The organism is Parashewanella sp. 2304DJ23-3, from assembly GCF_056591695.1.
This window is the reverse complement of the sequence record NZ_JBWQOH010000001.1, coordinates 392907-407064: the sequence shown is the minus strand read 5'-3', so window position 1 is coordinate 407064 and position 14158 is coordinate 392907. Positions and strand designations below refer to the sequence as shown.

The 14158-nt window shown below is 40.0% G+C and carries 8 protein-coding genes and 2 pseudogenes; 3 read left to right on the top strand and 7 right to left on the bottom strand.

The genetic code is table 11. From position 1 onward, the window contains the following. Nucleotides 1-99: 99 nt before the first annotated feature. From AC1EU2_RS01735 to tal, 4 genes and pseudogenes are all read right to left on the bottom strand, one after another. Nucleotides 100-582 (bottom strand): annotated as a pseudogene (locus tag AC1EU2_RS01735) (FKBP-type peptidyl-prolyl cis-trans isomerase); the annotation flags it as partial. A gap of 89 nt (nucleotides 583-671) precedes the next feature. Continuing rightward, a complete protein-coding gene (locus tag AC1EU2_RS01730; RefSeq protein WP_480296269.1) occupies nucleotides 672-857 on the bottom strand; it encodes a DUF3545 family protein in 186 nt (61 codons plus the stop codon). A gap of 324 nt (nucleotides 858-1181) precedes the next feature. Then, nucleotides 1182-2819 carry a glucose-6-phosphate isomerase gene (pgi, locus tag AC1EU2_RS01725; protein WP_480296267.1) on the bottom strand — a complete coding sequence of 546 codons (1638 nt, stop codon included), beginning with the start codon at nucleotides 2817-2819 and terminating at the stop codon, nucleotides 1182-1184. A 113-nt stretch (nucleotides 2820-2932) separates the two neighbouring features. After that, nucleotides 2933-3886, bottom strand: coding sequence for a transaldolase (gene tal, locus AC1EU2_RS01720; RefSeq protein ID WP_480296266.1), 954 nt, complete (start codon nucleotides 3884-3886; stop codon nucleotides 2933-2935). Between the two features lie 311 nt (nucleotides 3887-4197). Here tal and AC1EU2_RS01715 point away from each other — a divergent pair, with 311 nt between their 5' ends. Next, nucleotides 4198-5604 carry a glutamine synthetase family protein gene (locus tag AC1EU2_RS01715; protein WP_480296265.1) on the top strand — a complete coding sequence of 469 codons (1407 nt, stop codon included), beginning with the start codon at nucleotides 4198-4200 and terminating at the stop codon, nucleotides 5602-5604. A 59-nt stretch (nucleotides 5605-5663) separates the two neighbouring features. Here the strand turns inward: AC1EU2_RS01715 and AC1EU2_RS01710 are convergent, their stop codons facing one another. The 3 genes from AC1EU2_RS01710 to mutS form a co-directional block, all read right to left on the bottom strand. Beyond that, on the bottom strand, nucleotides 5664-8714 hold the full coding sequence (locus AC1EU2_RS01710) for an efflux RND transporter permease subunit (RefSeq protein ID WP_480296263.1): 3051 nt from the start codon (nucleotides 8712-8714) through the stop codon (nucleotides 5664-5666). Between the two features lies 1 nt (nucleotide 8715). Next, on the bottom strand, nucleotides 8716-9783 hold the full coding sequence (locus AC1EU2_RS01705; protein ID WP_480296262.1) for an efflux RND transporter periplasmic adaptor subunit: 1068 nt from the start codon (nucleotides 9781-9783) through the stop codon (nucleotides 8716-8718). 113 nt (nucleotides 9784-9896) lie between these two features. Next, complete coding sequence (mutS, locus tag AC1EU2_RS01700) at nucleotides 9897-12482, bottom strand: DNA mismatch repair protein MutS (RefSeq protein WP_480296261.1); 2586 nt, start codon at nucleotides 12480-12482, stop codon at nucleotides 9897-9899. A gap of 203 nt (nucleotides 12483-12685) precedes the next feature. Here mutS and recA (AC1EU2_RS01695) point away from each other — a divergent pair. Then, nucleotides 12686-12883, top strand: a pseudogene (gene recA / locus AC1EU2_RS01695) (recombinase RecA); the annotation flags it as partial. Between the two features lie 187 nt (nucleotides 12884-13070). Further along, nucleotides 13071-14132, top strand: a complete 1062-nt coding sequence (gene recA / locus AC1EU2_RS01690) for a recombinase RecA (protein ID WP_480296259.1) — start codon at nucleotides 13071-13073, stop codon at nucleotides 14130-14132. Nucleotides 14133-14158: the final 26 nt, after the last annotated feature.

Genomic DNA, 14158 nt, shown 5'->3' with positions numbered 1-14158 from the left:
AGATTTTGGATTGTACTGAAATGGCTTTAATAATAAAGCAAAATGTTGTCAGCATCAGTAAATAACTTATGCTGGCAACACTGTGTTTGAAGTAGCTTAGTGGGAGCAAGAAGCACCGTCAGCATGAATATGTCCGTGTGAAACCTCTTCATTGGTACCTTCACGAACATCAATGACCTCAACATGGAAGCTCAGATCTTGACCTGCAAGAGGATGGTTACCATCAACAATTACTGAGTCTTCATTGACTTCAGTAATACGGACTGGCATTTCACCATTATCAGTTTCAGCAATGAAACGCATGCCTGGCACAATATCTTCAACATCACCAAATGCACTTATAGGTACTTCTTGAGTCAATGCGTCGTTATGTTCACCGTAGCCATCTTTTGCTTTAACAACAACATCGAGCTTATCGCCTACCGATTTATTTTCTAACTCAGCCTCTAAACCAGGGATCATGTTCTGAGTGCCATGTAAGTATTGCATTGGCTCAGCAGAGAAAGAATCTTCAATTAACTCACCATGAGCGTCAGTTAAACGATAGTGGATGCTTACCGCTGAGTGCTTGGTAATTTTCATTATTTACTCCATTTTACGTGAAGGCATATGATAGGTGATGTAAATTGAATTGGAAATAAAAAAGAGCGCAAGTAGCGCTCTTTAAATGACTATGACAGGACGTCGTTAAAGTCTAAATGGAAACTATCATCTATATCTTTTAGTTCTTTCAGTAACCTATGTTTGTCTTTTAACGTTTCGATTTCGCGCCACTTACGTTTTTTGGATGAACTTCTTGTTCGTGTAGGTTTCTCAACTACGTTGTTCAATACACTCGCATAATCCAGCTGTTCCATGGCAACCTCCTGTTGTTTTAGCGAACAATCATTAAATATCACGATTGCGAAACAGAATGCAACAACTTTGTTTCATTAATGTTAACTTTTAAAAGCAAATTTATTTTAAATCAAACTGAATAATTAATACTTTTATCTGGTTTTATACCTATTTTTCGAGCGTTTCTCTTGAATTAAGTCGAAAAATAAAATGGAGTGTCGAATTTAAAATGAAGTGATTTATTGTTTGTTTATTAGAACGTATATGAGGAGTAGTGTTCGTAGAGAGTTAAATAAGAATATAGGAGTGAAGCTATTCAAAGCTCCACTCATTAAGGGGGATGATTAAATTTCACCTGATTTGAAGAGGTTAATGAGTGCATTGCTTGAAGCGTCAAGTTCAGTACACTTATTTTCACTCTCTAAACGTTCCAGTACATCAACACCCAATGCTTTTCCTAATTCTACGCCCCATTGATCAAATGAGTTAATGTCCCATACTGCACCTTGAACAAATGTTCTGTGTTCATAGAGTGCGATAAGAGACCCTAGCGTTTTAGGGGTTAACTTATCCATTAATATGGTATTACTTGGGCGGTTACCGGGCATCACTTTGTGTTTAGCAATAATATCTTTTTGTGCATCGGATAAGTCTTTACCATCCAATTCAGCAAGCGCTTCTTCATAAGTTCTGCCTTGCATCAAAGCTTGTGTTTGGCCAAAGCAGTTTGAAGCAAGCTGTTGATGGTGAACACCAATTGGATTGTGGCTTTTCAGAGGCATGATGAAATCTGCTGGAATCAACGCTGTCCCTTGATGGATCAACTGATGATAAGCATGTTGACCATTAGTTCCTTCGCCGCCCCAAATTACAGGCCCTGTTGTGTAGTCCAGTTGATTTCCGGCAAGGTCAACGGATTTCCCGTTGCTTTCCATATCCAATTGCTGAATATAAGCTGGAATACCTCTAAGGTAATGGTCATAAGATAATATGACTTGAGTTTGAGCTTGATAAAAGTTGCTGTACCAAAGAGAGAGCAACCCCATAATGGCAGGCATGTTTTGCTCAAGTGGAGCGGTTGCGAAATGGTCGTCCATTTCAGCAGCACCAGCGAGTAACTCTTTAAATGCTGCAAAACCAGTTAATAATGCGATCGGTAAACCAATAGCTGACCAAAGAGAGTAGCGGCCACCAACCCAGTCCCACATTGGGAAAATGTTGTTTTCAGCAATACCAAACTCAGTCGCTTTTGCTACATTCGATGTGATAGCGACGAAGTGCTTAGCGACATCTTGTTGAGTTGCACCAGCATTTAATAACCAATCTTTAGCGGTTAAGGTATTCGTTAATGTTTCTTGAGTGCTGAATGACTTAGAGGACATAACGAATAAGGTTGTTTCTGGGTCACAAACCTTTAGCTTCTCAACAATTGATGTGCCATCAACATTTGCGACAAAGTGACCATTCACTTTGTTATTCCAATAGGGTCTTAGTGCTTGAGATACAATTTTAGGCCCTAAGAACGAACCACCAATCCCAATACTTACAATATCGGTGATTGATTTGCCGGTATAACCTTTCCATTCCCCTGTATGAACTGTTTCAACAAATTCCTCCATTTTTGTCAGAGTTTGCTGAATTTCAGGCATTACATTAATGTCATCTACCCATACTTCTTTGTCGGCTTTTGCTCTTAGTGCTGTATGTAACACAGCTCTATTTTCTGTAGTATTGATGGCAGCACCAGAAAACATCGCTGTAATTTTATTACTGAGTTGAGTTTCTTCTGCAAGCTTAAAAAGTAACGATAAAGCTTTATCATCGAGCCTATTTTTTGAGTAATCCAATAAAAGGTCACATTTTTTAAGCGACATTTTTTCAAATCGTTCTGCATCTTCTGTAAAGAGTTGACGCATATGTGGGAGAGTGTCTTTGTGCTGTTTTAAGGCTTGCCAGCTTGCCGTTGAAGTAAGAAAAGACATGAAAACGTCCCTAAAGAGTTTGGAAACCAAAAAGATTGTTATGGTACTTTAAATGATGAGAATGTCACTAATGAAAAAGGAAACCTTTGATCTGGCTTCCTTTTGTCTCAAATTTAGCTTAAACGTGTTTTAAGCATCACTTCAAGTTTGTCTTGGTCAATGGCGAAGTTACGAATACCCTCAGCGAGTTTATCTACGGCCATAGCGTCTTGATTAAACTGCCAGCGAAATTCAGCCTCAGTCATGTGACTTTCAACTGTTTTTGTAGCTTCAACAGCCGTTAGCTTTTGTTCAACGTCTTGTGTTGAATTTGCTAACTCTTCTAACAATGAAGGACCAATGGTTAGGCGATCACAACCAGCTAATTCTAAAATTTCGCCAGTGTTTCTAAAGCTCGCACCCATAACTACAGTGTTATAGCCGTGCTCTTTATAATACTGGTATATTTCAGAAACTGAGACAACGCCAGGATCTTCGCTAGCAGAATATTCTTTTTGATGATTTTTCTTGTACCAATCAAGAATGCGGCCCACAAATGGTGATATAAGGAACACATTTGCCTCAGCACACGCTCTTGCTTGAGCAAAGCTAAATAAAAGCGTCAGGTTGCAATTAATGCCTTCTTGCTCTAATTGTTTTGCTGCACTAATACCTTCCCAAGTCGAGGCCAGTTTGATCAAAATACGAGATTTATCAATGCCTGCTTCTTTATAAAGCTTAATGAGCTTATGAGCTTTTTCGATAGAAGCTTGTTTATCAAAAGATAATCGAGCATCCACTTCTGTCGACATACGGCCTGGAACATATTTTAGAATTTCAACACCGATGTTCACTGCGAGTTTGTCTGCAGCATCTTCGATTTGTTGTTCTAAATTATCGCTTTGTTCTTTAGCCCAGCTGATTGCATCGTCAATTAAATCTGAGTATTGAGGGATTTCTGATGCTTTTAATATAAGAGATGGATTTGTTGTAGCGTCTTGAGGGTGGTAGCGTTTGATCGCTTCGATATCACCCGTATCTGCAACCACGGTTGTTAATTTTTTTAATGCTTCTAATGTGTTTGTCATTTAATACACCCTAAAAAAGAGTTTTGTGACCCTAGGCAGATATTAGACTGGATTTTGATAGAGATGCCAATAAAAAATGAAAAAAAATTACTAAATTGATATTAAATGTCCTCAATTGTTAAATTTTTTGGGCATTTTATTTAAAATTTGCCACATGTGTTTTCAGTTGCTGTAATTTTAAAAGCATTAATTCAAAAAAACTTTCTCAAAACTTGCAGACCGTTGAGATTAAAACGCTCAAGTCTGCATGTTCTACTATCCTTTATGCATGTTAATAGCGTTTTTTAACAGATTTCGTTAAAGAGGTTTAGATGTCTCACTTTGAGAAGGTTAAAAAGTCTAAAAATTCAGCACTGTCTAAAGTAATAAAAGATCTTGAACTGGAAGGGATACATAATGTTCATGTTCATGTTCCAGATTTAAATGGTCTACTGCGAACTAAAATTGTCCCTCTAAGTTGTATAAAGTCAGGTATGACGATTAATTCTTCAATATACGCTCTATCACATTCTGATGGTTATCCTATTGGGGATACTGTTTACGAATCCCCAACTATTTGGTTCCATACTGGTTTTGGAAATATTTTTGGATACCCTGACAAATCCACTTTACGCTCAATTCCCTGGGTTGAGGAATCCGCTGAAGTTATTCTAAATACGTACCACAGAGAAGGAGACAGATATTGTTTAGATATCCGAGAACCATTAGAGCGGCTTGAACAAGAATTAAAAACGAGAAAGTTAACGTTGAAGGTCGGATTTGAATTTGAATTTGGTATTTTTCATTACGATAGAGAATTAATTGAAGAGGGTAAATACGGTGAATTACAGCCCTTTGGTCATGGCGTCATGTACAGTTCACTCAGTCGTGAACCTGCTTATCTAGAATTAATGACTGAGTTACAGAAGCGATTAAAGGCATTAGGCATTAATCTCGCTTCTATGGAGACTGAATCAGGTAAAGGTATGTATGAAATTGCACTTGAGCCTGAAACCCCTCTAAAAGCGGCAGATAATGCCATTTTATTTCGTCATCATCTGAAACTTTTGTGCAGAGAAAAAGGCTTAATTGCGACTTTTATGGCTCGGTATCAGCCGATAGGGCAAGATGCTGCAAATGGTGCACATATTCATATGAGCCTTTACGACAGCAATGGAAATAATCTTTTTAAGCACAGTAAAGAATTATTGAGTTTGAAAGGGAAACATTTTCTTTCAGGGCTATTACACCGATTGAAGGAATCTCATCTCGTGTTTAGACCGACAATAAATTCATATAGGCGTTTAACAAAAGCAACGGGGTGCCCCGAAGAAATATGTTGGGGTAACGAAAACAGAGTTGTAGCTATTCGAGTAGCTCATAGCCCTAATGCAAATAATTTAAGATTTGAGCATCGCTGCCCAGGCGCAGATACTAACCCTTACCTCACACTCACATTAATGGTTTCAGCAGGGCTGGATGGTTTAGACAATAACTATAGTTTACCTGCAATGGTTGATGGCAACTCTGATGATGTGGAAGGCTTAGAAAAATTACCTCGAACATTGAAAGAATCGATAGAGCTGTTTAAAGAAAGCGATTTTATTAAACAGACGCTGGGTAACGAATTGGCAGAACAATATTGGTTAAGCAGAGAACACGAACTCAAAGCATTTCAAGCGTGGATTGATAAAGAGATCACGACGTTTGAATTCCAGAGATACTTTGAGGGAGTATAGTTCTAATGATTTGAAAAAGGGCTGCCAATGCAGCCCTTTTTTAATGATGATAAAATTAACTATACCGTCGATTCATCATTACGAACACTAAAGAAGATACTATAAAGCACAGGTACGATAATCAGAGTTAATAGTGTTGCAAAGGTCAAACCAAAACCCAGAACCACTGACATCGATTTGAAGAAGGCATCAAAGAATAATGGGATAATACCTAGCACGGTCGTTAACGCCCCCATTGTTACAGGTCGAACACGACTAGTAGCGGCATCAACAATTGCATCAAGCCTTGGTTTTCCTTCTTTAATTTCTAAATCAATTTGATCCACCAAGACGATGGCATTTTTGATCAATAGCCCCGATAAAGACAGCAAACCTAAAATTCCCATGAACTCCATCGGTATACCTGTCGATAGTAAACCAACAACAACACCGATTAATGCAAGAGGAACGACACACCAAATTAATACGGGTTGTTTTACTGTACCAAACAGCAAGAATACAATTATGACCATTGTGCCAAGGCCAAGTGGTAGCGTACTGGCTAGATCATCTTGTGAATCTTTCGAGTCTTTGTATTCACCACCCCACTCCACTTTATAACCGGTAGGGAGTTGGATTTTGTCCATTTCAGGCACAAGGCGATTACGGAGAACAGATGCAAGCTCATCAGGGAGTGGGTCGGCCTCAGCTTTAATCATCCAACTACGTTTTTCACGTCGCATTAAGTTATCACGCCAAACGGTTTTAAATCCGCTCACCACAGAATCAAGACTGACGACTGCACCGCTGCTACTCAATACTTGCACTTGACCAATATCAGCGAGATCGACTTGTTCGTCATGAGGAGCAATAGCAATGATTGGAACAAGCGTATTCCCATCGCGATATACGCCAATGTCTCTGCCGGTATAGGTTTGTTTTAGCGCTTGAGCAATATCTTGTCGAGTTACACCAGCTTGTCTTGCTTTAGCCTCATTGAAAATAGGTTCGATTGCAGCAACTTGTTGGCGCCAGTTATCTTTAATCGAGATCGCACCACCATCTTTGTGCATGATTGTTTTAGCTTGTTCAGCTAAGTCTCTTAACACAGACGGATTAGGGCCTGAGAATTCAACTTGAATTTTCGAACCACCACCTGGACCAAGTTGGAATCGCCAAACTTTGGATTGTGCTGCAGGAAACTCATCATCAATGTGTTTTTGAATTTTGCTGAGCATTGAATCAATATTGTTGTAATCGTCAACGATAATTAAAGCTTGGCCATACGAACTATTAGACGATTGAGGTGAATAAACCAATAAGTATCTCAAACCGCCGGCACCGACTGATGTCTCCACGTCTTTTACATGGTTAAGCTTTTGCAAATAACTTTCTAATTTCTTCATTCTGTTCTGAGTTGTCTTGATGTCTGTACCTTCAGGCATCCAGAAATCAACCACGATTTGTGGTGTGGTAGAAGCAGGGAAGAAGCCACTTTTTACAAAATTAAAACCATAAACAGAGGCGACGAATAAAGTGATGGTTAACGTGAGTACTTTCCATCGATGGTGGATGGCATTTCGAACAAAAGCCTTGTATTTCGTACTCAAAGAACTTTCAGATTCTGTATTGGATGCATTTTTAGGGCGCTTGAATAAATCATGACAAAACAGTGGAGTGAGAGTTATTGCAAATACCCAGCTGAACATCAATGCAATCAGAATTACCCAGAACAGACTTCCTGTGAATTCAGCTGTGCTGCCCGGTGCAAAACCAATTGGCGCAAAGGCAACACAACCCACGAGTGTACCGCCCAATAATGGCCATATGGTTTGTTTAACTATGCGTTTAGCCACCGTCAGTTTGTTTTCACCTTTATTTATGCCTATCAGCATACCTTCAGCAACAACAATGGCGTTATCGACCATCATACCCAGCGCAATAATCAGGGCGCCTAATGAGATCCTATGCATCGGAATCCCTGATATATTCATTACAGAAAGTGTGGCCGCAATGGTCAATAATAAAATAGCGCCGATCACAATGGCAGGGCGCATCCCCATAAAAATAAGCAAAGTGACTACGACAATAGCTAGTGCTGCAATAACATTCTCAACAAAGTTGTTAATGGAAGCTTCGACTTCTTGCCCTTGTTGATAGAACTGGTTTATTTCCATTCCAAGCGGTCTGATATTCACTGATTCAGCGATTTTCGCTTCAACACGTTTCCCCAGTTTTACGACATTTTCACCGCTTCCTGCTGAAATACCAACAGCAATGGCGCGTTTTCCATCAAAAGCCATTATCGTCGTGTCGGGCTGCTTTTCACCTCGAGTAACCGTGGCAATATCACTTAAGTGAATTAGGTTTCCTTTGTCAGAAGTACTGATTAAGGTGTTATTCAAGTCTTTAACAGAGTCAATGCCACCAGATGGTGTAATTGACATTCTTAAGTCACCGACCTGAGTATTTCCGGCGTCTACTACGATATTGCGTTGTTGTAAACTTTGATAAATTTGACTGACAGATACACCTAATGCTTGCATTTTCTCACGAGAAAATGCGACATAAATAGCAGGACTTGACTCACCAGCAAGTTGAACCCTAGCGACACCGGGCACTTGAAGCAATTGATCTCTGAAGGTCTTAGCGTAAGTACGAAGTTGAGCAATGCTATAGTCTTCGCCAGTCACGAAATAATACATGCCAAACAAGTCGCCATAGTCATCAGCAACAATGGAGTCACTTGCTCCTGGCGGCAGTGACCGTTTCGCATCGCTAACCTTATTTCTTAGTTTAGTCCACACGGTTTGTAGCTGGTTTTTCGTCTTTGATGCGTCATATTTAATTTCTACACTGATCTCAGATTTACCATTACTGGAAACAGAGGTGATCTCTTTAACTTCTGCTAGTTGTTGAATGGCGGTTTCTAATGGATCTGTTACTTCCTCTGCAACTTGTTCTGGTGTCGCACCAGGGTAGTAAGTTATGACTTGAGCCTGACGAATGGTGAATTCAGGATCTTCGAGTCGAACCATATTTTGAAACGCATTCCAGCCTGAAAGAAGGGTGACGATTATCGCAATGGCACAAATGACTTTATTGCGAATTGAAAACTCTGCAATATTCATATCACTTACCTTGTTGCCAGATTGAAACCTTCATACCTTCCACTACATATGGAGCACCCGCAGTGATGATTCGATCACCAGCTTTCAACCCTGACGCTACAGTAACAAATTCACCAATACTGTTACTGACAATAATGTCTTGTTTATTGGCAGTCATAGTTTGTGAATCGATTTTCCAAACATATGTCTCTTTTCCGTTACTGATTACAGCTTTAGTCGGTACAAACATGGCTTTTGCATTTGAAGATGAGTCGTTTTCAATTTGTACTTGAATACTCATCCCAGGAAGTACGGCGATGTCTTTAGGAGGTATAAAAGACAATGTGACCTCATAAGATTGGTTACTGCTTGGTAATAACGAAATTTCTTTAAAATCAGCGGCTATCTTTTCATTGCTCAAAGTATTGAAAACAACATGCGCTCCTTTAGGCTCACGCTTTTTTAAATAGTTAAGTCGGTCGGCTGAAATATCAAATTTTGCGCTGTATTTGCTTGAATCAATCAAAGAAATGATTGATTGGCCACCCGCAACTGTATCGTGGTTTTGAATACTAGTACTAGATATCGCACCATCATAAGGAGCATATATTTCTGTGTCTTTTAACGACTTTTCTGCAGACTCGTATTGAGATTTAGAGACTTTATATTGAGATTCCAGTTGTTCAAAATCGTTTTTAGATATTGTTGAGTTTTGAATTAACTGTTTACCGCGTTTATAAGCATTTAAAGCTTGGGTGTAATTTGCTTTGGCTGATTCGAGTTTGAGCTTATAATCACGAGGATCGATAGCAGCGAGTAGCTGACCTTTGGTTACTTGCTGCCCTTGCGTGATATCAAACGTAATTAGTTTACCGCCAGAATTAAAAGCTAAGTCTGTAGATTTATAAGCTGCTACAATAGCTGGAAATTTCCAAGTGGTTAACGCTGAGGCTGGTTTTACTTGGTACGCTTCAACTGGACGAACAGTCTCTACTGGCTTTGTCTGTTCTTGTTGTGGGCCGCAACCGATAAGAAATGTCGTTGCAATGGCTGAGGAAAGTAACAATACTTTTGCTTTTTTTATCTGCATCTTAGCCTTCTAAAACCGTTTAATCTGATTATTAGAAGTTACGGTAAAGCAAAAGCTTACTTTCCTCTATCATTTTTTTATGAGAAAGTGTTTTTCTGTAGGAACATTTTCTTCTAATTTGAGAACAGTGTCTTTTTTAAGCTGTAAACTAACTCAAGTGCCTGTTTTGGCGTTAAATCATCAGGTGATATCCTATCCAGCATCGATTGCACTTCTTCAAGCTCAGGCGACAAATTTGGTTCGCTAAAGCTTAAACTTAAGTCATGTTGCTGCGGCTTTCCGATTTCGTGATCACGACTTTCTAATTTATGTAATTTTTGCTTAGCTGTTTTTATGACCACATTAGGGACACCTGCTAATGCCGCAACTTGCAGACCATAACTTTTACTTGCGGCACCTTCTTGTACTGCGTGCATAAAGGCGATGGTATCGTCATGTTCTACGGCATCAAGATGAACGTTAACGACATTTTTCATCGTGTCCGGTAACTGAGTTAACTCAAAATAATGGGTCGCAAATAACGTCATAGCATGGAGCTTCTGTGCTAAATACTCAGCGGCCGACCAAGCGAGTGACAATCCATCATAAGTTGAAGTGCCTCGTCCAATTTCATCCATCAGCACTAAACTATTAGCTGTGGCGTTATGAAGAATATTCGCAGTTTCAGTCATTTCGACCATAAAGGTTGAACGACCAGAGGCAAGGTCGTCTGAGGCTCCGATACGAGTAAATATACGATCGATAGGGCCGATTTCAGCTTGCTCAGCAGGAACAAAGCAGCCAATATGTGCTATTAACGTAATAAGCGCAGTTTGACGCATGTAAGTCGATTTACCCCCCATGTTTGGTCCAGTCACGATCAACATCTTACGCTGATTATTCAAGTTGACAGGGTTGGCGATAAACGGTGTTTCACTCACTTGCTCAACAACGGGGTGACGACCAGCATCTATGCGAATACCGGTTTCATTAACGAGTTCTGGGCAGTTGTAATTGAGCATTTCTGCTCGCTCAGCAAAACAGCTTAATACGTCTAATTCAGCGGCAGCTTTAGCAAACTGCTGAAGCTCATGCAGCTTTGGCAGAATCAAATCAAATAACTGCTCCCAAAGTTGTTTTTCGAGTGCGAGTGCTTTCCCTTGGCTCGATAATACTTTTTCTTCGTATTCTTTAAGCTCAGGAGTGATATAACGTTCAGTGTTTTTGAGAGTTTGGCGGCGTTGATAACTTAAAGGAACGTTATCAGATTGCCCCTTACTTACTTCAATGTAATAACCATGAACTCGATTGTATCCGACCTTTAAAGTCGCAATTCCAGTGCTTTCTTTTTCCCTTAATTCTAGCTGCTCTAAATAGCTGGTTGCACCTTCACTGAGTGCTCGCCATTCATCCAACTCAGAATTATAACCTTCACGAATGACACCACCATCACGAATTAACATTGGTGGGTTATCAACAATTGCTTGTTGTAATAGGTGAGTTTCTTGTGGGAACTCACCTAAATATTGCTTTAAATTGTTGATGTGTGAAGACTCAGCATCCTCAAGTAAATGCTGAATCGTCGGTAACGTTTCTAATGCTTGTCGCATGCGAGCAAAGTCTCGTGGACGAGCGGTGCGCAGTGCAAGACGGGCCATGATTCGCTCAATGTCACCGAGTATTTTTAATTGTTCATGTAATTCATCATATAAATTACAGTCAATCATTTCGGTCACAGCAGATTGTCGAGAGCGAATGTGATTGTGATCAGTTAGCGGCTGGTGGATCCAACGTTTCAGCATACGGCTGCCCATGGGCGTTGCAGTACTGTCTAAAACTGACGATAACGTATTTTCAAAACCGCCAGATAGATTTTGAGTCAATTCCAAGTTACGACGAGTCGCTGCATCTAAGATGATACTCTCAGTTTGATTAAAGCGAGTAATGGCATTGATATGAGGCAGGGCAGATTTTTGCGTATCTTTGACGTACTGCATTAAACATCCAGCAGCTTGAATTGACAGTCTTGCGTCGCCTACTCCAAAGCCAACCAAATCACGAGTACCAAATTGATCCAGCAACATTTTCAAGCCCGTGTCATAATCAAACTCCCACTCAGGACGACGGCGAATACCGTTTTGTGAACCAATTAAGGTCATCTCACTAAAATCTTCGCTATACAGTAGTTCTGCAGGTTTAGTGCGTTGCAATTCAGCTTCTAACACCTCTTGATTTTCGAGTTCGCTGACAACAAATCGACCTGAGGCTAAGTCTAAAGTGGCGTAACCAAAACGACCTTTGAAGCTGTATACTGCGGCTAAAAGGTTATCTTGATTTTCTTGTAGTAAGGCTTCATCGGTTAGAGTTCCTGGCGTGATAAGACGTACAACCTTCCGCTCAACAGGCCCTTTTGAAGTGGCAGGATCGCCAACTTGTTCACAAATGGCAGCAGATTGGCCGAGTTGTACTAATTTTGCTAAATAACCTTCAACTGAATGATATGGAATTCCCGCCATTGGGATCGGGTTGCCTCCGCTTTTACCACGAGCTGTGAGTGAAATGCCAAGTAGCTCTGAGGCTTTTTTTGCATCATCGTAGAACAATTCATAAAAGTCACCCATTCGATAAAATAACAACATATCAGGATGTTGCGCTTTCATGGTTAAATACTGGCGCATCATTGGTGTGTGACTGTCTAAATTGGCTAACTCAGCTTTCATCTGGCTTACTTAATCCGTTTTTGCATATTCAATATTGAAGCGTATCTTATCAGTAATTATTTCGAGCTTCAGAACAGAATCTAAAAATTTTTTGCTTTAACTCTTGATACTGTATGATTGTACAGTATACTAACCATCAACTACTGTATAGAACTGTATAAACTTTCGTGTTTATGAAAGTGTATTAATGAGAGGGAATAACAATGGCGACTGATGCTAACAAAGAAAAGGCACTAAACGCAGTATTGGGCCAAATTGAAAAACAATTTGGTAAAGGCTCAATCATGAAGTTGGGTGAAGATCGCTCGATGGATGTTGAAACCATTTCTACTGGTTCATTGTCGTTGGATGTTGCTCTTGGTGCTGGTGGTCTTCCAATGGGTCGTATTGTTGAGATTTACTAAAGCAAAACTGGATACGGTCCATTTTGATGTACTCTCAGGTTTAATATACAGTTGAAAAAGATTTTACGGAATGAACTGGTTCATATCGGTTCTTCAAAATATTAAAAAAGAATTGAAAATATTTATAAATCATCATTGATGAATAAATATTCGTTATTTTGATTTGAATGTTAAGGATTATAACGTGGCTAATACTGATGATAACAAGCAAAAAGCACTTGGTGCAGTCTTAGGTCAGATTGAAAAGCAGTTTGGTAAAGGCTCCATCATGAAGCTTGGTGAAAACCGTTCGATGGATGTTGAAACGATCTCTACTGGCTCTTTATCTTTGGATGTTGCGTTAGGGGCAGGGGGCTTGCCTTTGGGCCGTATAGTGGAGATTTACGGACCTGAGTCTTCAGGAAAAACAACTCTTACCCTTGAAGTGATCGCAGCCGCACAAAAGCAAGGTAAAACCTGTGCCTTCATTGATGCTGAGCATGCACTAGACCCTATTTATGCTAAAAACTTAGGTGTAGATATTGATAATCTACTTTGTTCACAACCTGATACCGGTGAGCAAGCACTTGAAATCTGTGATGCGTTAACTCGCTCAGGTGCAGTAGATGTAATCATTGTTGACTCGGTTGCAGCATTGACTCCAAAGGCTGAAATTGAAGGTGAAATCGGTGATTCACACATGGGCTTAGCGGCACGTATGATGAGCCAAGCAATGCGTAAGCTTGCGGGTAACCTAAAGCAGTCAAATACACTTCTTATTTTCATTAACCAAATCCGTATGAAGATTGGTGTAATGTTCGGTAACCCAGAGACAACCACTGGTGGTAATGCACTTAAATTCTACGCTTCTGTTCGTCTTGATATTCGCCGTACAGGTGCAATTAAAGAAGGCGACCAAGTAGTCGGTAACGAAACTCGCGTTAAAGTCGTAAAAAATAAAATTGCAGCACCTTTCAAGCAAGCTGAATTTCAAATTTTGTATGGCAAAGGCATTAACAGTACAGGTGAGCTCGTCGACTTAGGTGTACAACATAAGCTTGTTGAGAAAGCCGGTGCATGGTACAGCTATAAAGGCGACAAAATTGGTCAAGGCCGTGCAAATGCTGGTAAGTTCCTTGTTGAGAACCCTGCTATCGCACAAGAAATTGATCAACAACTTCGTGCGGCGTTATTGAGCAAGCCTAGTGCTGCTGATTCTGACGCTGGTGAAGAGAATGTTGATTTAGAAACTGGTGAAGTTTTCTAAGGCAAGCTTATCAAAGCTACTCATAA

Excerpts from the sequence above, each read along its gene's own strand:
- mutS (WP_480296261.1), bottom strand. The coding sequence starts at position 12,482 with ATGAAAGCTGAGTTAGCCAATTTAGACAGTCACACACCAATGATGCGC.
- AC1EU2_RS01705 (WP_480296262.1), bottom strand. The coding sequence starts at position 9,783 with ATGCAGATAAAAAAAGCAAAAGTATTGTTACTTTCCTCAGCCATTGCA.
- pgi (WP_480296267.1), bottom strand. The coding sequence starts at position 2,819 with ATGTCTTTTCTTACTTCAACGGCAAGCTGGCAAGCCTTAAAACAGCAC.
- AC1EU2_RS01715 (WP_480296265.1), top strand. The coding sequence starts at position 4,198 with ATGTCTCACTTTGAGAAGGTTAAAAAGTCTAAAAATTCAGCACTGTCT.
- AC1EU2_RS01730 (WP_480296269.1), bottom strand. The coding sequence starts at position 857 with ATGGAACAGCTGGATTATGCGAGTGTATTGAACAACGTAGTTGAGAAA.
- tal (WP_480296266.1), bottom strand. The coding sequence starts at position 3,886 with ATGACAAACACATTAGAAGCATTAAAAAAATTAACAACCGTGGTTGCA.
- AC1EU2_RS01710 (WP_480296263.1), bottom strand. The coding sequence starts at position 8,714 with ATGAATATTGCAGAGTTTTCAATTCGCAATAAAGTCATTTGTGCCATT.